The 18,942-nt window shown below is 58.3% G+C and carries 19 protein-coding genes and 1 riboswitch; of the genes, 11 read left to right on the top strand and 8 right to left on the bottom strand.

All coding sequences use genetic code 11. The annotated features are described in order from the left end of the window. From QZ766_RS03245 to QZ766_RS03225, 5 genes are all read left to right on the top strand, one after another. Nucleotides 1-265, top strand: a 265-nt coding sequence (locus QZ766_RS03245) for an aromatic amino acid lyase (protein WP_297197195.1), incomplete at its 5' end; no start/stop codon positions are given. Nucleotides 266-625: 360 nt separating this feature from the next. Next, nucleotides 626-1,177 carry a hypothetical protein gene (locus QZ766_RS03240; RefSeq protein ID WP_297197192.1) on the top strand — a complete coding sequence of 184 codons (552 nt, stop codon included), beginning with the start codon at nt 626-628 and terminating at the stop codon, nt 1,175-1,177. Nucleotides 1,178-1,231: 54 nt separating this feature from the next. Beyond that, the gene (locus tag QZ766_RS03235; RefSeq protein ID WP_297197189.1) at nt 1,232-1,990 is read left to right on the top strand and encodes a HEPN domain-containing protein; all 759 of its coding nucleotides are present in this window, start codon (nt 1,232-1,234) and stop codon (nt 1,988-1,990) included. Nucleotides 1,991-2,250: 260 nt separating this feature from the next. Continuing rightward, nucleotides 2,251-2,955 carry a hypothetical protein gene (locus tag QZ766_RS03230; RefSeq protein ID WP_297197187.1) on the top strand — a complete coding sequence of 235 codons (705 nt, stop codon included), beginning with the start codon at nt 2,251-2,253 and terminating at the stop codon, nt 2,953-2,955. After that, complete coding sequence (locus QZ766_RS03225; RefSeq protein WP_297197184.1) at nt 2,952-3,374, top strand: hypothetical protein; 423 nt, start codon at nt 2,952-2,954, stop codon at nt 3,372-3,374. Before QZ766_RS03230 ends, QZ766_RS03225 begins: the two co-directional genes overlap by 4 nt. 116 nt (nt 3,375-3,490) lie before the next feature. Here QZ766_RS03225 and QZ766_RS03220 read toward each other — a convergent pair whose 3' ends face one another. Genes QZ766_RS03220 through bioA form a run of 3 tightly spaced genes read right to left on the bottom strand, consistent with a single transcriptional unit; the run spans nt 3,491 to nt 6,294 of the window. Beyond that, nucleotides 3,491-4,423 (bottom strand): EamA family transporter, encoded by a 933-nt coding sequence (locus QZ766_RS03220; RefSeq protein WP_297197181.1) that lies wholly within the window; start codon nt 4,421-4,423, stop codon nt 3,491-3,493. Nucleotides 4,424-4,453: 30 nt separating this feature from the next. Next, a complete protein-coding gene (locus tag QZ766_RS03215) occupies nt 4,454-4,930 on the bottom strand; it encodes a kinase inhibitor (RefSeq protein ID WP_297197178.1) in 477 nt (158 codons plus the stop codon). A 56-nt stretch (nt 4,931-4,986) separates the two neighbouring features. Then, entirely contained in the window at nt 4,987-6,294 is a 1,308-nt protein-coding gene (gene bioA, locus QZ766_RS03210; protein WP_297197174.1) for an adenosylmethionine--8-amino-7-oxononanoate transaminase, read from the bottom strand. A gap of 69 nt (nt 6,295-6,363) precedes the next feature. Here bioA and bioB point away from each other — a divergent pair, with 69 nt between their 5' ends. From bioB to bioD, 4 genes are read left to right on the top strand one after another with little or no spacing between them, the layout of a single operon-like run. Beyond that, nucleotides 6,364-7,404, top strand: a complete 1,041-nt coding sequence (bioB, locus tag QZ766_RS03205; RefSeq protein WP_297197172.1) for a biotin synthase BioB — start codon at nt 6,364-6,366, stop codon at nt 7,402-7,404. Further along, a complete protein-coding gene (gene bioF / locus QZ766_RS03200) occupies nt 7,401-8,555 on the top strand; it encodes an 8-amino-7-oxononanoate synthase (protein WP_297197169.1) in 1,155 nt (384 codons plus the stop codon). The genes bioB and bioF overlap by 4 nt, the downstream gene beginning before the upstream one ends. Beyond that, the gene (gene bioC / locus QZ766_RS03195) at nt 8,542-9,297 is read left to right on the top strand and encodes a malonyl-ACP O-methyltransferase BioC (RefSeq protein WP_297197166.1); all 756 of its coding nucleotides are present in this window, start codon (nt 8,542-8,544) and stop codon (nt 9,295-9,297) included. The genes bioF and bioC overlap by 14 nt, the downstream gene beginning before the upstream one ends. Further along, the gene (gene bioD / locus QZ766_RS03190) at nt 9,290-9,979 is read left to right on the top strand and encodes a dethiobiotin synthase (RefSeq protein ID WP_297197164.1); all 690 of its coding nucleotides are present in this window, start codon (nt 9,290-9,292) and stop codon (nt 9,977-9,979) included. Before bioC ends, bioD begins: the two co-directional genes overlap by 8 nt. Here the strand turns inward: bioD and QZ766_RS03185 are convergent. Continuing rightward, nucleotides 9,963-10,676 (bottom strand): ATP-binding cassette domain-containing protein, encoded by a 714-nt coding sequence (locus tag QZ766_RS03185; RefSeq protein WP_297197162.1) that lies wholly within the window; start codon nt 10,674-10,676, stop codon nt 9,963-9,965. The genes bioD and QZ766_RS03185 overlap by 17 nt on opposite strands. A 763-nt stretch (nt 10,677-11,439) precedes the next feature. Between QZ766_RS03185 and uvrB the strand changes: the two genes are divergently transcribed. Then, the gene (gene uvrB / locus QZ766_RS03180) at nt 11,440-13,461 is read left to right on the top strand and encodes an excinuclease ABC subunit UvrB (protein ID WP_297197158.1); all 2,022 of its coding nucleotides are present in this window, start codon (nt 11,440-11,442) and stop codon (nt 13,459-13,461) included. A 169-nt stretch (nt 13,462-13,630) separates the two neighbouring features. On the opposite strand, the gene pmrB is transcribed toward uvrB, so the two are convergent. The 4 genes from pmrB to yvcK form a co-directional block, all read right to left on the bottom strand. Continuing rightward, the gene (gene pmrB / locus QZ766_RS03175) at nt 13,631-14,677 is read right to left on the bottom strand and encodes a two-component system sensor histidine kinase PmrB (RefSeq protein ID WP_297197198.1); all 1,047 of its coding nucleotides are present in this window, start codon (nt 14,675-14,677) and stop codon (nt 13,631-13,633) included. 38 nt (nt 14,678-14,715) lie between these two features. Beyond that, nucleotides 14,716-15,381 (bottom strand): two-component system response regulator PmrA, encoded by a 666-nt coding sequence (gene pmrA, locus QZ766_RS03170; RefSeq protein WP_297197155.1) that lies wholly within the window; start codon nt 15,379-15,381, stop codon nt 14,716-14,718. Then, complete coding sequence (gene eptA / locus QZ766_RS03165; protein WP_297197152.1) at nt 15,382-17,022, bottom strand: phosphoethanolamine transferase EptA; 1,641 nt, start codon at nt 17,020-17,022, stop codon at nt 15,382-15,384. Between the two features lie 79 nt (nt 17,023-17,101). After that, complete coding sequence (gene yvcK, locus QZ766_RS03160; protein ID WP_297197149.1) at nt 17,102-18,010, bottom strand: uridine diphosphate-N-acetylglucosamine-binding protein YvcK; 909 nt, start codon at nt 18,008-18,010, stop codon at nt 17,102-17,104. A gap of 224 nt (nt 18,011-18,234) precedes the next feature. After that, a riboswitch (molybdenum cofactor riboswitch) is annotated at nt 18,235-18,367 on the top strand. On the opposite strand from yvcK, the gene moaA reads away from it, so the two are divergent. Continuing rightward, the coding region (moaA, locus tag QZ766_RS03155; RefSeq protein ID WP_297197146.1) for a GTP 3',8-cyclase MoaA at nt 18,355-18,942 on the top strand (588 nt) is incomplete at its 3' end. (Overlaps the previous riboswitch by 13 nt.)

The raw sequence follows: 18,942 nt of genomic DNA, 5'->3' as shown, positions 1-18,942 counted from the left end.
CATGGCCCCCGCCGCCGGACGCCGCCTGTGGGCGATGGCCGACAACACCCGCGGCGTGTTGGCGGTAGAGTGGCTGGCGGCGGTGCAGGGGCTGGATATGCGCGAGGGTCTCACCGCCAGTCCGCTGCTGGAGCAGGCGCGAACCCTGTTGCGCGCGCGGGTGCCGCACTACGACCAGGACCGCTTCTTCGCCCCGGATATCGAGTGCGCTATCGCGCTGCTGGCCGGGCGCCAGCTGATGGGACTGTTGCCTGCGGTACTGTAACTGGCGGGGAAGGTGAAGGTAAAAGCCGGAGGCGGGGGCGTTTCCGGTTTTTTTGTTTATGCCAATGAATGATAAAGAGATTGAATTCTGCCAATATACTAAATTCCATAATGACTTGAGTGACCCAAACAAGTCGCATTTTATAGATTGGTTTTAAAACGTACTTATGGTAAAAATATTAGGCTTAAACTCTTTTGTTGCGAAAGAACGATATGGGTATGAAATATTTATTATTTTATTGGGCTGTTATTCTTTAATTTATTATTGAAATTAATAAGGGTAATGGCTCATGCTTTAAGCTGTATATGTTTATTAATAATGTAAGTGTTATGGATGGAAGTTAGTAAAGGAGAGAGTAGAATGGTTAAAATATCGTTAGAGGGTAGCTCTCTATTTAATAAAATCCTCATTGAGTTAGCTCAGACATATAAATTGTGGTTGGACGATCGTCCCTCTTTTTTCAATGGAACGCGTCAAGAGGAAAGTATTATACGAGTCATTAATCCTTCTTTTCAGATAAGTAACAGCTTGAGAAATAAATATCGAATCCGTCAATTATATCACTCAGCAGAGTCGTTATCTATTGTTAAAAAGTTAGCGATAATTATCAGGAAATGTTGTAACTTAAAATGCTTAGCTTATGAGTTACACAAGGTTATTGATGAGATATTATATGAGTATGTCAACACAGTGTTTATTGATTTCCTTGATAGTGTGGATCACAATGGAACTTTTTTTAATATTCGAAGTGATATTTTGGAAAAAGTGATAAATGAAAAGGTCACTTTTTTCAAAAATAACTTCTCTAAATACTCATATAAGTTTCCTGTTACAGTTTTTAATTTAAATGAGGAAGTGAGGTTAAGTAAAAACATTTTCTTAAAACCTATAGATTCAGAGGAGTTAAATTGAGATGAGTTAAGCTTATTCAATAAAGACAGAATGTTTAATTGTAATTATTATATTGTGATACATGTACAAGAAAAATGCAGCAAAGAGCTTTCTTTACAATTAGCGGAAAAGACAAAAAATACCACTTTCAATGTATTAAAATTGTTGGCTACACATTTATCGCCGAATACAGTACCTTTATTTACATCTAATGATAAAGTAAATTGTGCGTATGATTTTTATTGCTATGGTAAAAATAATGAAAGCATGGATAGTGTTACGAAATTTCGATTCCCTTATTTTCAATTTGACTCAAAAGCATTTTGGGATATTATTACAAATAAGGGTGAAGAACCTAATCTTATAGATATCGCTTTCCAGTTTGTTGAGTTATTACTGACTCCACATTTTAAAAATGAAAGGGTTGTCGACAGATTAGAACGCTCTCTAATGTGGTATGGAGATTCTGTAACAGACCAAATTAACTACCAGCAAATTCAAAAATTAGTTAGTTCGTTAGAGGCCTTGGTTAACTTCCGGGATGATAATGTTACAGAAGTTTTTAAAAGGAGAGTTGCAAATTTAAATATTACTTACTCTGGAGTTGATTTTGATATTGAGAATAAGGCGAAACAACTTTATGATGCTCGTTCAAAAATTGTCCATGGATCATCACTTGATGTGAAATTAGAATTTTGCCTGATCAAATTTTGTTCTGAAACTATACTTCGTGCAATTTATTATTTCTCTATTTTTGGATTTGGGAAAACCAATTTTAATATAACACTTCCTACATTTCTGGATGACATACCAAAAAATGCCATACTTGAATAACGAGATTTCAAGAATGTCAAATCCATATTTAAATTTAATTAAATATTAAGATTGCTCAAATGGGTGCAGTAATAACTCTATTTTTTTAGCTGTTTTATTTACTGGTTCAGGTAAGAAGTATGATGTTCGCCATGAGTATATGACAAGAGTTACTATATCTAATAGTCAGTTTTCCCAATTATCAGAATAACCGTATATCACTTAAACAGCAGTTATGGAAAATTGTGTTGAGTTTATCAACATAGTTCGAGGTGCCAGGGATGAGCAAGCGTGAGGATATTATTGATGGTAGAGATGCGAACAAAGTCAAATATGGATTAATATACACGGAGGTGTTGGGATGGGTGGACTTAGGCCACGCACAAGGCACCGATGTTCGGGCTCTGTTACAAAGGATTCAGCAAGGGGAGTCTGCGGATAATGAGTTTTATGAAGTGAAGTATGCTCAGGGGATGCCATCACCCTATGGTTTACTTCGTTCAGGTAAATTGATTACCTGGCGCATCCGACGCGGGCGACCGTATTGGGAGCAAAAAAGCATTGCTTTGGCGATGATGATGACGCTGGCCCGCAAGTTTGAGGCATTCCAGGGCGCTTTTCCTAATAACCTCATTACCGACAGCGGATTCAGTGGAGAGGACCTGGTTTCAGATCTGTTAGGATTCTACCGCGTGGTATCGGTTCAGAATCCTTTTGAAATGCTTCGTCCTGTAAGCAAGGCAGATGCCCTTAAACGCTGGGATCATTATGGCAAAATTGGCAAATGGAAAAATGAAACTTTTCAACCGTTGTTGTTTCCCGATCCGGAAAAATCACCGCACTCACGTCCACGGAAGGGTATTTTGCCGCCGTTCATGCGAACGGTCATCCCTTACAACGACTTTCTGTCGGGAAATGTGATTTTGCCAAAACATGATCATACGTTTGTAATACTTGGCACCAACAACGGCAGGATGGGATTATGAAAAAGTCTACGGCCACACTCATTGGATTAGTCACCGCCGCGGCTATCGCATTCGCCTTTGCCTGGCCCTATGTGAGCATGGAGTTTGCCAGCAGCGCGTATTATACCGAGCAAGATAAACGGCAGTACGACTATTACACGCCAGAGCTCTTTATAAAAATGCCGAGAATATCGAGTCATTACGACTTCGGGTTTGGAAGGATCGTCGGTACCGAGGCTAACGTATTTACCGTGAATTTTTATGGCGTGACTGACGTCAGCCGTATTGAGGATTATTTAAAATCAGACGGATATGAACGTCAGGCAATCTGTGATGTGGAGGCGCAATGCTGGAAAAGTCCGGCATCGAATGATGTCGTTACGCTGGGTAACCTCAACTCTCAAGAAGCTGTTTTTGTGCAAATATATCGCCGTTTATAGCCAGACGTTGAGCAATAACAACCCACTGTGAAGTCAAAAGCTCTGCGCCTTACGCAATGAGTGGCCACCCACCCTTTGGGACTAAGCCAGATAAAAGCCCGCAGTAAAAACGTTGTTCACCCCGTCTCCGCCCGCCGCCTGAAGCACTTAAACGGGCGTTTCCCCGCCGGAAGCGTGATAACGGCAAGGCAGGCGACAATCAGCCCCGCGCCAGCCCATCCGGAGAGCGTCAGCCGTTCGCCGACAAACAGTACCGCCAGCACGGCAGCCACCACCGGCTCCAGCAGCGTGATGGTGGTTGCCACGCTGGCGGGCACGCGCGCCAGCCCGAAGCCGTAGCAGAGATAGCCCAGAAACATCGGCACCAGCGCCATATAAATGCCAACAGCGGCGTTATTCCAGTCAGCGAGCAGCGGCGCGCCAGTTAAAAACAGCACCGGCATCAGCAGAAGCCCTCCCGCACCGAAGGTAGCGCCCATCGCCGCGCGGGTCGCCACGCCGCGCTGCATCAGCCGCCGGGCGGACCACGAGTAAAACGCATAGGTAAAACCGGCGAGCAGCCCGAGGAAAATACCGGCGGTGGCCTGGCTGCTGGCGCTGCCCGGTCCGCTGCTCTCCGCCAGGCAGAGCAGCAGCATGCCGGCAATGCCGAGGGCGGCCCCGCAGGCCCAGCGCGCCGTCAGGCGCAGTCCGTCAACAAAATACTCGATCAGGGCAGACAGCAGCGGCGCGGAGCCGATAGATATTACGGTGCCCACCGTAACCCCGGCGTAGCGCATGGAGGCATAGAAGGCGAGGGGATAAACGGCCACCGCCGCGGCGCCGGTCAGTAAAAAACGCCAGTGCCGGGCAATCAGCTGCCGCTGGCGAACGATGGCGGCGGTGGCGATCAGCGCCTGCAGCAATCCGCCGGTGCCCATGGCCACCGCGCCCACCGCCAGCGGGCTCAGCTCCGGGGCGAAGGTTGCCGCCGTTCCGGTGGTTCCCCACAGAATGGCGGCAATCAGCACCCCCGCCGCGCCGCTCAGGCGCTGTCCTGATGAAAGCATGGTTTAAGACTCGATTGTGGCGCGCGCCGGTTAAATATACAGCGCCGTCAGCGACGCGCTGCCGAGGCTGTGGAAGTGGACGTTAAAGCCCACCATCGCGCCGCTGGCCTCTGCATCGACCTCAAGACGTTCTACGTCGAGGGCATGCACCGTAAAGATGTAGCGGTGGCTTTCGCCTTTCGGCGGCGCGGCGCCGCCGTAGCCGGCCTTGCCAAAATCGGTGCGGGTTTCAATCGCCGCGTCGGGCAGTCCACCCGCGCCGGAGCCCGCGCCCTGGGGCAGCTCGCGGGTGCTGGCGGGCAGATTCGCCACTACCCAGTGCCACCAGCCCGAGCCGGTAGGGGCATCGGGATCGTAGCAGGTGACCACAAAACTTTGGGTGCCCGGAGGCACTTCGTCCCAGGCCAGGTGCGGGGAGACGTTGTCGCCGTCGTAGCCCATACCGTTAAAGACATGGCGGGCCGGGAGCCTGTCGCCGTCGTGAAAATCGTTACTCTGTAGCTTCATTGCCTCTCTCCTTGCGCAGCCGCGCGTCGAATCGGGAATAAGCTACAGAGTGTAGCTCAGGCGGTAAAATGCGCGTTATCGTCAAGAGCGGCTTTTACCGCATCGGTGAGACGGGTGAGCTGAGCCGGGCTGATGATGTAGGGCGGCATCAGGTAGATGAGCCTGCCAAACGGGCGGATCCACACTCCGCTGTCGACGAAGAATTTTTGCAGGCGCGCCATGTTAACCGGGCTGCGGGTTTCCACCACGCCGATAGCGCCGAGAACGCGCACGTCGGCCACCTGCGGCGAGCGCGCCGCGTCCGCCAGTTCTGCCTTCAGCTGCGCTTCGATAGCCACCACCTGGCGTTGCCACGCGCCTTCCTCCAGCAGCGCCAGACTCTCAGCCGCCACCGCGCAGGCCAGCGGGTTGCCCATAAAGGTCGGGCCGTGCATAAAGCAGCCCGCCTCGCCGTCGCTGATGGTCTCCGCCACCTGCCGGGTGGTCAGCGTTGCCGACAGGGTCATGGTGCCGCCGGTGAGCGCTTTGCCGAGGCTCAGAATGTCCGGCACGATGCCCGCGTGCTCGCAGGCGAACAGCTTGCCGGTGCGGCCAAAGCCGGTGGCAATCTCATCGGCAATCAGCAGGATGCCTTCCCGATCGCACATCCGGCGGATCTGCCGCAGCCACTCGGGATGGTACATCCGCATCCCGCCCGCACCCTGGACGATGGGTTCAAGGATCACTGCCGCAATTTCTCCCCGGTGGGCGGCCATCAGCCGGGCGAAGGCCACCATATCCCGCTCGTCCCACTCGCCGTCGAAGCGGCTTTGGGGCGCCGGGGCAAACAGATGCTCCGGCAGATAGCCGCGCCACAGGCTGTGCATCGAGTTGTCCGGATCGCACACCGACATCGCGCCGAAGGTATCCCCGTGATAGCCGTTGCGAAAGGTCAGAAAGCGCTGGCGCGGCTCGCCCCGGGCGTGCCAGTACTGCAGCGCCATTTTCATCGCTACTTCCACCGCCACCGACCCGGAATCCGCCAGAAACACGCACTCCAGCGGCGCGGGCGTCATCGCTACCAGCCGGCGGCACAGGGCGACTGCCGGAGGATGGGTAATGCCGCCGAACATCACGTGTGACATCTGCTCTATTTGCCCGCGCAGGGCCGCGTTCAGTTGCGGGTGGTTGTAGCCGTGGATAGCCGCCCACCAGGAGGACATGCCGTCTACCAGCTGCTCGCCGGAGGCCAGCGTCAGCTCGCAGCCTTCGGCGCCGGTGACTGGATACACCGGCAGCGGTGCGGTCATGGAAGTGTATGGATGCCAGATATGCTGGCGGTCAAACGCGAGATCGTCCGGGGTCATAATCGACTTGTAAACCATTTTGAAAACATTTAGGTTTACGATCCTACATTAAGCCGTAAAACAACTGAACCACTTTTGGAGAGACTCATGGCTCACCGCCCGCGCTGGACAATGTCACAGGTTACCGAACTGTTTAATAAGCCGCTGCTGGAACTGCTGTTTGAAGCCCAGCAGATCCACCGCCAGCACTTCGATCCCCGCCAGGTGCAGGTCAGCACGCTGCTGTCGATTAAAACCGGCGCCTGCCCGGAAGACTGTAAGTACTGCCCGCAGAGCGCCCGCTACAAAACCGGGCTGGAGGCTGAAAGGCTGATGGAGGTCGAGGAAGTGCTGGCCTCCGCCCGCAAGGCCAAACAGGCAGGCTCTACGCGCTTTTGCATGGGCGCCGCGTGGAAGAACCCCCACGAGCGCGACATGCCGTACCTCGAGAAAATGGTGCAGGGCGTGAAGGCGATGGGGCTGGAGACTTGCATGACCCTGGGCACCCTGTCCGACGGCCAGGCGAAGCGGCTGGGGGAGGCGGGGCTCGACTACTACAACCATAACCTCGACACCTCGCCGGAGTTCTACGGCAACGTTATCACCACCCGCACCTACCAGGAGCGGCTTGACACCCTCGGCAAGGTGCGCGAGGCCGGCATTAAAGTGTGCTCCGGCGGCATTGTCGGGCTGGGGGAAACCGTTAAAGACCGCGCCGGGCTGTTACTGCAGCTGGCAAACCTGCCGACGCCGCCGGAGAGCGTGCCGATTAACATGCTGGTGAAGGTCAAGGGCACGCCGATGGAAAACAACGAGGATGTCGACCCGTTTGATTTTATCCGCACCATTGCCGTCGCGCGGGTGATGATGCCCACCTCCCACGTGCGCCTCTCCGCCGGACGGGAAAAGATGAACGAGCAGACTCAGGCGATGTGTTTTATGGCCGGGGCCAACTCCATTTTCTACGGCTGCAAGCTGCTGACTACCCCGAACCCGGAAGAGGACAAAGACCTGCAGCTGTTCCGCAAACTCGGCCTTAACCCGCAGCAAACCGAGGTCGACAGCGGCGATATTGAGCAGCAGCAGCGGCTGGAGCAGGCCCTGCTGACGCCGGATACCGACGCTTACTACAACGCGGCGACGGTATGACCTGGCAGACCCGCATTAGTGCAGCGCTGGAGGAGCGCCGCGCCGCCGATGCGTTTCGCCTCCGGCGCCCGGTGTCTCAGGGCGCGGGGCGCTGGCTGATGCAAGGCGATCGCCGCTGGCTCAATTTTTCCGGCAACGACTATCTCGGGCTCAGCCAGCACCCGCAGCTGGTGGAGGCCTGGCAGCAGGGCGCGGCGCGCTACGGCGTCGGCAGCGGCGGCTCCGGCCACGTTACCGGCTACAGCGATGCGCATGCCGGGCTGGAGCAGCAGCTCGCCGACTGGCTGGGCTATCCCCGGGCGCTGCTGTTTATCTCCGGCTTTGCCGCCAACCAGGCGGTGATTGCCGCCCTGATGGGCGAGGAGGACCGGATTGTTGCCGATCGCCTCAGCCACGCCTCGCTGCTGGAGGCCGCCAGCCTCAGCCCGGCCCCGCTGCGCCGCTTTATCCACAACGATGCGCAGCACCTCAGCCGCCTGCTGGCCCGCCCCTGCAGCGGCGAGCAGCTGGCGGTCACCGAGGGTATTTTCAGCATGGACGGCGACAGCGCGCCGCTGGCAGATATTGCCGAAGCGGCCCGCGCCGCCGGGACCTGGCTGATGGTGGACGACGCTCACGGTATTGGCGTCTGCGGCCCGAACGGGCGCGGCAGCTGCGCCGGGCAGGGAGTTGCTCCGGAGATTCTGGTGGTTACCTTCGGTAAGGCCTTCGGCGTCAGCGGCGCGGCGGTGCTGTGCAGCGACGCGCTGGCGGACTACTTCACCCAGTTCGCCCGCCACCTGATCTATAGCACCAGCATGCCTCCCGCCCAGGCGGTGGCGATTAGCCAGGCCCTGACGCTGGTTCGCGGCAGCGAAGGGGAGAGCCTGCGGGCGCGGCTCGGCGAGAACGTAGCCCGCTTTCGCGACGGCGCCCGGCAGCGTAATTTGTCGCTTACCGCCTCCACCAGCGCCATTCAGCCGCTGATCGTTGGCGATAACGCCCGCGCGCTGGCGATGGCGGAGCGGGCGCGGGAGCGGGGCTGCTGGCTGACGGCGATGCGTCCGCCGACGGTGCCGGCGGGCACCGCGCGCCTGCGGATAACCCTCACTGCGGCCCACGCGCCGCAGGATATCGACAGGCTGCTGGAGGTGCTCGATGGCGCACGTTAATAAAGCGGCGGTGGCGGCAGCCTTCGGCCGCGCCGCGGGCGGCTATCACCGCCACGACGAGCTGCAGCGCCTGAGCGCCGCGGCGCTGCTGGATTGCCTGCCGGAAAGAACATTCGGGCGGGTGCTGGACGCGGGCTGCGGCCCGGGCAGCATGAGCCGCTACTGGCGCGAAAAGGGCAGCCGGGTGACCGGTCTGGATCTTTGCGCGCCAATGCTGGCCCGCGCCGCCGAGCAGCAGGCCGCGGACGAGTATGTGCAGGGCGATATCGAAGCTATGCCGCTGGGGGACCGGCAGTTTGACCTGGCGTGGAGCAATCTGGCGGTGCAGTGGTGCCAGTCCCTGTCGGCTGCCGTAAGCGAGCTGTACCGGGTGGTGCGTCCGGGCGGCGCGGTGGCGTTCAGCACGGTTGCCGCGGATTCCCTGCCCGAGCTGCATCAGGCGTGGCGGGTTATCGATCCGCATCCCCGCGCCAACCGCTTTCTCAGCGTGGAGGCGATAACCCGGGCGCTGGCGAATTATCCGCTCCGCCAGCAGCTGCACACCTTTTGCGTGGAGTACGACGATGCCATGAGCGCGATGCGTTCGCTGAAGGGCGTCGGCGCCACCCATCTGCACGCCGGACGCCCGGCGCGAACCCTGACCCGCGGCCAGCTGCAGCAGCTGCAGCTGGCGTGGCCCAAGCGGCAGGGGCGCTGCACCCTGACGTGGCATATTTTTACAGGAGTGATTTTTCGTGACTGAACGCTATTTTGTCACCGGCACCGATACCGAAGTGGGGAAAACCGTCGCCAGCTGCGCACTGCTGCAGGCCGCCGGTCGCCTGGGCCTGCGCACGGCGGGCTACAAGCCGGTGGCCTCCGGCAGCGAGATGACGCCGGAAGGGCTGCGCAACAGCGATGCTCTGGCCCTGCAGCGCAGCGCCAGCATCGCGCTGGAGTACGCCGAGGTGAATCCCTACACCTTTGCCGAACCCACCTCGCCGCACATTGTCAGCGCCGTCGAGCAGCGCCCGATTGAGAGCAGCCGGCTTTCGGCGGGGCTGCGGGCGCTTGAGCAGAAGGCGGACTGGGTGCTGACCGAGGGGGCCGGCGGCTGGTTTACGCCGCTGTCGCCGACGTTCACCTTTGCCGACTGGGTGCAGGCCGAGCGCCTGCCGGTGATTCTGGTGGTGGGCGTGAAGCTCGGCTGCATTAATCACGCGCTGCTCACCGCCCAGGCGGTGCGCCAGGCGGGCCTGCCGCTGGCGGGCTGGGTGGCCAACGACGTGATTGCGCCAGGCAGACGGCACGCGGAGTATATGGCGACGCTGGCGCAGCGGCTTCCGGCGCCCTGCGTCGGGGAGATCCCGTGGCTGGGTGAGGCGGCGGAGACGGCGGATCTCGGCCGCTGGCTGGACCTCGCCAGGCTTACGCCTGCGGCATAAAATTCTGCAGCAGAGTGCCGTCAAGCTGGCTGATGCTGCCCTGGGCTACGTTACGTCCGCGGTGCAGCAGGCAGAAGCGGTCGGCCACCTGGCGAATAAATGACAGGTGCTGCTCGGCCAGCAGCACCGTCATGCCCAGATCGCGGTTGAGGCGCAACATAAACTCGCCCAGCCGCTGCATTCTGCCTTGCCCCATCCCGCGGGTCGGCTCATCAAGAATAAGCAGCTTCGGCTCCGTAACCAGCGCCCTGGCGAGCGCCAGCTGATAGCGCTCGCCCTCAGAAAGTGCCAGACCCTTCACCGCGCGCAGGGAGTAGAGCGTGGGCAGCAGATCGTAAATGTCTTTGCTGATGGCGGAGCGCTGCGGGTTGGCCGCCATCACAGCGATCTGCAGGTTCTCTTCCACCGTCATCTGGGAAAAGATTCGTTTGTCCTGCGGCACGTAGCCAATGCCCATCGCCGCCCGCAGCGGCGGTGTCAGGTTCAGCAGGCTGCACGGGGCGCAGCCCGGCGTCTGCCAGCAGATGCTGCCGCTTTCAATCGCCTGATAGCCGGTAATGCAGTTCACCAGCGTGGTTTTCCCCATTCCCTCAAGCCCCATCAGGCAGGTGCAGACTCCGGGATGCAGCTCGAGATTCACGTTCCATAAGATCTGCTGACTTCCATAATAGTGATTCACTGCGCGCAAACTTAACATTGGCTTCTCCTTCCGTCAGGGCGTCAGCGGCAATAAGATTCTGCAAATCTCTTGCCAGATGGAGGAAATATCGTTGAAAAGCGAAATTTCGCAGATTCTCTGTCATTTATTCCCCGGCGAAATTACCGAAAAAAGGGGGCACGTGCGCTATTGCACCCAGACAGTGCCGATGCGCCTGCAGGTGGTGCAGCCTGAAATGGTTAAAATGTGACCCAAATCACATCGGGCCGCGGCGGGGATTAGCTGATAAAAGTCAAAAATAAGCGATAAATTTTTTTTAACGCACCGGTTTTGGGGCGCCGCGGATTTTTACCAGGAGGCTGGGAATGAGGGCTGGAGACAGTTATCCACCATTCCTGTGGATAACCTTGTGTATTAGAGTTAGAAAACTTGCCGTAGGCGAGAGAATACGCGGCCTGCACGCAAATTGGTGCGAAAGGCGGCTCTCAAATATTTCGTTTATTTTTCAACATGTTTAATAAACGCAATGGCTGTAAGAGAACCGTCATCTGCCGTCAAAAAACTTTCATTACGTCTCTTGACAATGTTAAAAAGCAAAACTTATTTGGGGATAACCCTAACCCGGCTGGCGCTTACCCGAATACTGGCGGTTTTTTGCGCGCTGGCTTTAGCTAAAGGGTGTATACCTGTGCAGCAAGCGTAATGCGGTACTGTGCATTTATCCAGTATTATTTTCTGGCAAAATCCGCCACGCCGGGTAGAATTGGATATCTGCCATTTTCCTTCTAGCTGGTCACCGTTAATGAGTAAATCGTTCAAACTGCACTCCGCCTTCCGTCCCTCCGGCGATCAGCCCGACGCCATCCGGCGCCTGGAAGAGGGGCTTGAAGACGGGCTGGCCCACCAGACGCTGCTGGGGGTTACCGGATCGGGTAAAACCTTTACCGTCGCCAACGTGATTGCCGACCTGCAGCGCCCGACGATGGTGCTGGCGCCGAATAAAACGCTGGCGGCCCAGCTGTACGGCGAGATGAAAGAGTTCTTCCCGGAAAATGCAGTCGAGTATTTCGTCTCTTACTACGACTACTATCAGCCGGAAGCCTATGTCCCCAGCTCCGACACCTTTATCGAAAAAGACGCCTCGGTGAACGAGCATATCGAGCAGATGCGTCTGTCCGCCACCAAAGCGCTGCTGGAGCGCCGGGACGTTATCGTGGTGGCGTCGGTGTCGGCGATTTACGGCCTCGGCGATCCGGACCTGTATCTTAAGATGATGCTGCACCTCACGGTGGGGATGATCATCGACCAGCGCTCGATACTGCACCGCCTCGCGGAGCTGCAGTACGCCCGCAACGATCAGGCGTTCCAGCGCGGCACCTTCCGGGTGCGCGGCGAGGTGATTGATATCTTTCCGGCGGAGTCCGACGATATCGCCCTGCGCGTGGAGCTGTTTGACGAGGAAGTGGAGCGGCTGTCGCTGTTCGATCCGCTTACCGGCCACGTTGAATCCACCATCCAGCGCTTTACCGTGTACCCGAAAACCCACTACGTCACCCCGCGCGAGCGCATCGTGCAGGCGATGGAAGAGATCAAAGACGAGCTGGTGGTGCGGCGTAAGACCCTGATGGACAACAATAAGCTGCTGGAAGAGCAGCGCATCACCCAGCGCACCCAGTTCGATCTCGAAATGATGAACGAGCTGGGCTACTGCTCGGGTATCGAAAACTACTCCCGCTACCTCTCCGGGCGCGGGCCGGGCGAGCCGCCGCCGACGCTGTTCGACTACCTGCCCGCGGACGGCCTGCTGGTGGTGGACGAATCCCACGTTACCATTCCGCAGATTGGCGGCATGTACCGCGGCGACCGGGCGCGCAAAGAGACGCTGGTGGAGTACGGCTTCCGCCTGCCGTCGGCGCTTGACAACCGCCCGCTGAAGTTTGAAGAGTTTGAAGCGCTGGCGCCGCAGACGATTTACGTCTCCGCCACGCCGGGCAACTACGAGATGGAGAAATCCGGCGAGGATGTGGTGGATCAGGTGGTGCGTCCTACTGGCCTGCTGGATCCGATTATCGAGGTGCGCCCGGTCGCCACCCAGGTGGACGACTTGCTGTCGGAGATCCGCATTCGGTCGCAAATCAACGAGCGCGTGCTGGTCACGACCCTGACCAAGCGCATGGCGGAAGATCTGACCGAGTATCTGGAAGAGCACGGCGAGCGGGTGCGCTACCTGCACTCGGACATCGACACCGTGGAGCGCATGGAGATTATCCGCGACCTGCGCCTCGGCGAGTTCGACGTGCTGGTGGGTATCAACCTGCTGAGGGAAGGGCTCGACATGCCGGAAGTGTCGCTGGTAGCGATTCTGGATGCCGATAAAGAGGGCTTCCTGCGTTCAGAGCGCTCTCTGATTCAGACCATTGGCCGCGCGGCGCGTAACGTCAACGGCAAGGCCATTCTCTACGGCGATAAAATTACCGCCTCCATGGCGAAAGCCATCAGCGAGACCGAGCGCCGCCGCGAGAAGCAGCAGAGCTATAACGAAGAGCACGGCATCACGCCGCAGGGCCTGAACAAAAAAGTGGTGGATATTCTGGCGCTGGGCGAAGGGCTGGCGAAAACTAAGGCCAAAGGCCGCGGCAAGTCGAAGTCTGGCGCCCGCGCCGATGCCACCGCCGAGGCGCTGACGCCGAAAGCGCTGGAGCAGAAAATTCAGGCGCTGGAGGCGCAGATGATGCAGCACGCGCGGGATCTGGAGTTCGAAGAGGCCGCCCACGTTCGCGACCAGCTCCAGCACCTGCGCCAGCTGTTTATCGCCGCCTCGTAAAATAAGACCCTGCCCGGCAGGGTCTTAATATTTTGTTAATAATTCCCCGGGATAATCTCCTCAGTTAATGAGGAGAGCCCGTGAATACTAAAAAAATACCGCAGCTTCTGGCCATCGTCTTTTCCCTTCTGACCGTCGCCGCCTTTATCCATAACTGGTTTCAAACCTACTAAGATTTTGTCCTGGGCGAGGGGAATGTCGTCCAGGCCTTCGCCCCGGGGCCGGGTTTTCGGTTGTGTAAAAACAGCTGCGCGTCGTGCAGCTGCGCTATCCGCGTGACAATGCTCAGCCCCAGCCCGAAGCCGCCGTGCCCGCTGTCCATGCGCACGAACGCCTTGCTTAACTCTCCGCTTTTTGACTCGTCAATCCCCGGCCCCTCATCTTCTACCGCCAGAGTGCCTTCTCCGGCGCTGACCGTAATTACCGAGCCCGGCGGGCTGTAGCGGTGCGCGTTTTCCACCAGATTACGCACCAGCAGCCGCAGCAGGGTGGCATCGCCGGAGACCCGGGAGTCCTGTTCGGGCGTTACCACCTTTAGCGTCTGCCCGCGCGACAGCAGCATGGTTTCCAGCTCGTCCCTCAGCGGCTCCACTACGTCGGCAGCCAGCGCCACCTGCTGATAGCTGCCCGCCGAGAACGACTGGCCGACCCGGGCCAGATGCAGCAGCTGGGTGATGCTGCCGGTCATCTGATCGAGGCGCAGCAGCAGCGGATCTACCGGCACGCTGTGGGACTTCGCCAGCAGCTCAAGGTGCAGGCGCAGCCCGGCCAGCGGAGTGCGCAGCTCGTGGGCCACGTCGGCGGTGAATAGGCGCTCGCGCTCCAGGGTCTGGTTGAGCCGCTCCACCAGCTGGTTAATGGCGCCGGTTACCGCCTCGATCTCGCTCACCGACGGCGCAAGCGTTATCGGCTGCAGGTTGGCAGTGGTGCGGGCGTTAAGCTCCTGCTGCAGCGTGCGCAGCGGCCGGGTAATGCGGTTGACTGCGTGCAGGCACAGCCACAGGGCGAGGGCGATAATAATCAGGCTGGGGATCAGCAGGCTGGCGACCGCCTCGTGGACTTCGCGGCGGATATGATTGTGGTTGCTGTGGCGGTGGATAATGCCCTGCACCAGCAGCTGGATCTGCTCTTTGCTTTCGTGCCACAGCCAGAACACGCTGATCAGCTGGCACACCACCAGAATCAGGCCGAGAGTCAGCAGCAGGCGGCGGCGCATTGACCAGCTGGCCGGCGGCGCGGGGATTTTCACTGGCTTCACTCTGTGCCCGCCTGCAGCATATAGCCGAATCCGCGCACCGTGCGGATGCGCGACTTGCCTATTTTTTCCCGCAGGTTGTGGATATGTACCTCCAGCGAGTTGGTGGCGGGCTCGTTATCCCAGCTGTAGATGTCGTTAAACAAAATTTCCCGGTGCACCGGGCTGCCGGGTTTGGCCATCAGGCGCGACAGGAGGGCGTACTCTTTTGGCGTCAGCTCCAGCAGCTCCTCGTTGCGCCACGCCTGGCGGCGGGTGAGATTCAGGCGCAGATTGTCGCAGGTGATTTCGCTGTCGCTTTGGTTGTTATGGCGGCGCAGCAGGGCGCGGACCCGGGCGTTAAGTTCCTCCAGCGCGAAGGGCTTGATCAGATAGTCATCGGCGCCGGTATCGAGTCCGGCAATGCGGTCGCTGACCGTGTCCCGGGCGGTGAGGATCAGCACCGGCAGGCTCTGCTTCTCCCGGCGGATGCGGCGCAGGAACCGCAGGCCGTCTTCGTCCGGCAGGCCCAGGTCGAGAACCATCAGGCTGTAGTGTCCGGCTGCCAGAGAGAGCGCCGCTTCCCGGGCGCTGGTGACGCCGTCGCAGGCGTAGCCTTCGCTCTGCATCGCCAGCGTCAGGCCTTCGCGCAGCAGCGTATCATCTTCCACTACTAGTATTTTCATCTATTTTACTCCCCGGCACGGTGTCAAAATATCATCCTGCTGCTGGTACTCTTTGGTGCTGACGCCGGTCAGCCCCAGCAGCGTTGAGAACAGGTTGTCCTGAGAATAATCGTTGTCCCGGGCCTGCTTTTTCAGGCAGGCGTAGTTAATGCCGTAGCGCGTCTGGTAGTCCTCGGAGAGCCAGATAAGCATCGGAACGTGCTTTTGCTGCTCCGGCGCAATGGACCACGGCAGCCCGTGCAGATAGACGCCATTTTCCCCCAGCGACTCGCCGTGATCCGACAGGTAGACCAGGCTGGTGGTAAATGTGTCCTGCTTCGCCTGCAGCAGCTTGATGGCCTTATCAACAATGAAATCCACGTTGACGATGGTGTTGTCGTAGGTGTTGACCAGCGCATCCCGGCTGCAGGTCTGGATCTCATTGCTGTCGCAGGTGGGCGTAAAGGTGCGCAGGCTGGCCGGATAGCGGTGGTAGTAGGTCGGCCCGTGGCTGCCGATGGTATGCAGGACGATAAGTCCGTCGCCCTTCAGGTTGTTGATGTACTCCTCCACGCCGTGGAACAGCACCGCGTCGTCGCACTCGCCGTCGATGCACTGGCCGGGCAGATCGAGTTTGGTGATGTCCTGATTCGGCACCCGATCGCAGGCGCCTTTACAGCCGCCGTCGTTCTCATTCCACAGCACGTGAATGCCGGCGCGCTGAATGATGTCCAGAACTCCTTCCTGGTGGTGCGCCAGCTGCTCGTCGTAGTGCTCCCGCGGCATATTCGAGAACATGCAGGGCACCGATACTGCGGTGGCGGTGCCGCAGGAGGTGGTTTTCGGGAAATAGACCACGTCATCCTGCGCCAGCCGCGGATTGGTATCGCGTGCGTAGCCGCCCAGCGAGAAGTTTTCCGCCCGCGAGGTTTCGCCCACCACCAGAATCGTCAGGTTGCGGCGCGGGCCGTCTTTCATCTGCGCGCGCTGCGTGGCGTCTTCGCCGATGTGCACCAGCGGCAGGTTGCTGAGGCGGTTATGCTTGTACCAGGAGTTAACCGCCACGATGCTGTTGGACGGGTTGAGGGATTTCACCAGCTCTTTATTGTTGCGAAACAGCGAGGCGTAATCTTTGTAGAACAGCATCGCCACCAGGACAATAACCAGCCCGGAGGCGACGATGCTGACCACGCGCCACGCCGCGCCGCGCAGGCGCGTGCGCGGCTGCCGGTAGCGGATCCACCAAGCAATAATGACCGCCAGCAGGCCGCTCAGCAGCAGGGTTATTACCATGCGCGTTGACAGCAGGGCAAAACTCTCCGCCGGCGTGGTGTCGACGATGTTGTCGATCATCGAACGATCGATCACTACCCCGAAGCTGGTCATAAAATATTGCGCCGCGGCGCTCACCAGCACGAAGACGGTAATCAGCGGCCGCTCAAGCCAGACGAAGGACGCCAGGGTCAAGATGATATTTATCACGCAAAACGCCACCAGCGGCAGGGAGGCAAACACCAGCCCGTTGTGCAGGGAGTTGACCGGCAGCAGGGCGAAGGCCTGACGATAAAAATGCAGATTCAGCCCCAGCGCAATATACAGCGCGAACAGGGTCAGATAGGTCATTCGCCCCAGCGCGGGGCGGGGCAGGCGGGAGTGAACCATGAAACTGACGTCCGAAGAGTGAAGATGGCGCTATCATGGCACAGAAATTTTAAGACAACCTTAAGGCCTTAAGCTTTTGCTAGTCCGGGATGCGGATGGCGCGCTCCAGCGCCGCGCGCAGTAGCGTGCGGTCATGGCGATAGGGAACGTCGGCGGCCTCCAGCGGAGTCTGAATGATGCGCCACGCCTCCAGCCCGGCAATATCTTCCTTCGGTCCGACAATGGCGGCGTCAATCACCGGCTTGCCGATCGCGTGTTCCATAATTCCGAGCTTATCGCACAGCGTCAGGCCGGCGGCGGCGGGGCTCAGTTCGCGGCCGAGATTGGCGATATACACCATCGGCGCGGCGGTGTCGCGCAGCGCCTGAGTCAGCTCCGGCAGCAGCAGAATTGGCATCAGGCTGGTGTAGAAGCTGCCGGGGCCAATCAGAATAAGATCCGCTTCTTCGATAGCCTGCACCCCTTCGCGGGTGGCGGGCACCGCCGGCATCAGCATCAGGGTTTCCGGCGGCCGGGTCAGGCCGTCGATATTTACTTCGCCGTGAATTTCGTGGCCTTCATCGTCAATTGCCATCAGATCCACCGGCACCTCCGACATTGGGATTAGCGCCGCGTCGATATTGAGCAGATTTCTGATTAAGTTAATCGCGTCCAGCGGGCGTACGCTCAGGTGATCGAGGGCCTTAAGCATCAAATTCCCGAGGTTGTGCCCGGAAAGCTCGCCGTTGCCGCCAAAGCGGTATTCAAACATTGCCGAGGCGACGCTCGGCTCGGCAATCAGCTGGTTGAGGCAGTTGCGGGTATCGCCCCAGGCGATGCCGCCTTCCGAGCGGCGAATGCGGCCGGTGGAGCCGCCGTTATCGGTGGTGGTAACAATCCCGGTCAAGCGGGGGCCGAGATCCGAGAGCGAGGACATTACCCGGCCCAGTCCGTGGCCGCCGCCGAGTGCGACAACGCGGTTAAGATCGGCAAAAGTGCGGTTGGGCATACAATTCCTTATCAGCTGAACAGCCAGAGCTTAGCCCAACTGCCGGGAAATGACGACGCCCGCGCCGCGCCGGGATGACGCACGTCAAAGTAAAATGATGAGTTTCGCGTATTCTGTAGCGAAATTGCACGATCGTGACGCTATGTATGGTTTTATATAGCGAATGCTGGGAATGGCGAAAAACGTCATTACCCGCTACTATCGGCATAACCCGCTTCTCATTAAAACGGAAGCTACACTCTAGCCTTTGCACCTGTGTCTGCGGATATGGCGCACTGGCCGTGACGAGAGTCACCAGGGTACAGAAAGAAATGACTGTGCCTCCCGTATTTGGAAAGGTGTATATGGCCACACAGCTTACCGACGCATTTGCGCGCAAGTTTTACTATCTGCGCTTGTCGATTACCGATGTTTGCAACTTTCGCTGCACCTACTGCCTGCCGGACGGCTACAGGCCGGGTGCCGTCAGCAACAACGGTTTCCTCTCTCTCGATGAAGTTCGCCGGGTTACCCGGGCGTTCGCCGCGATGGGCACCGAAAAAGTGCGTCTTACCGGCGGCGAGCCCTCCCTGCGCCGCGACTTCACCGACATCATCGCCGCGGTGCGTGAGAACCCGACCATTCGCCAGATTGCGGTAACCACCAACGGCTACCGGCTGGCCCGGGACGCGCGCGCCTGGCGGGATGCGGGCATGACCAACGTTAACGTCAGCGTCGACAGCCTCGACGCCCGCCAGTTTCACGCCATCACCGGCCAGGATAAGTTCCGCCAGGTGATGGACGGCATTGACGCCGCCTTCGATGCCGGATTCGACAAAGTGAAGGTCAACACCGTGCTGATGCGCGACGTTAACCACCACCAGCTCGACACCTTTCTGGCGTGGATCAAGCCGCGCCCCATCCAGCTGCGCTTTATCGAATTGATGGAGACC

This window comes from uncultured Pluralibacter sp., from assembly GCF_913775985.1.
Lineage (GTDB): Bacteria > Pseudomonadota > Gammaproteobacteria > Enterobacterales > Enterobacteriaceae > Pluralibacter.
The sequence above is the reverse complement of the archived record's forward strand: the minus strand, read 5'-3'. Positions and strand labels throughout refer to the sequence as shown.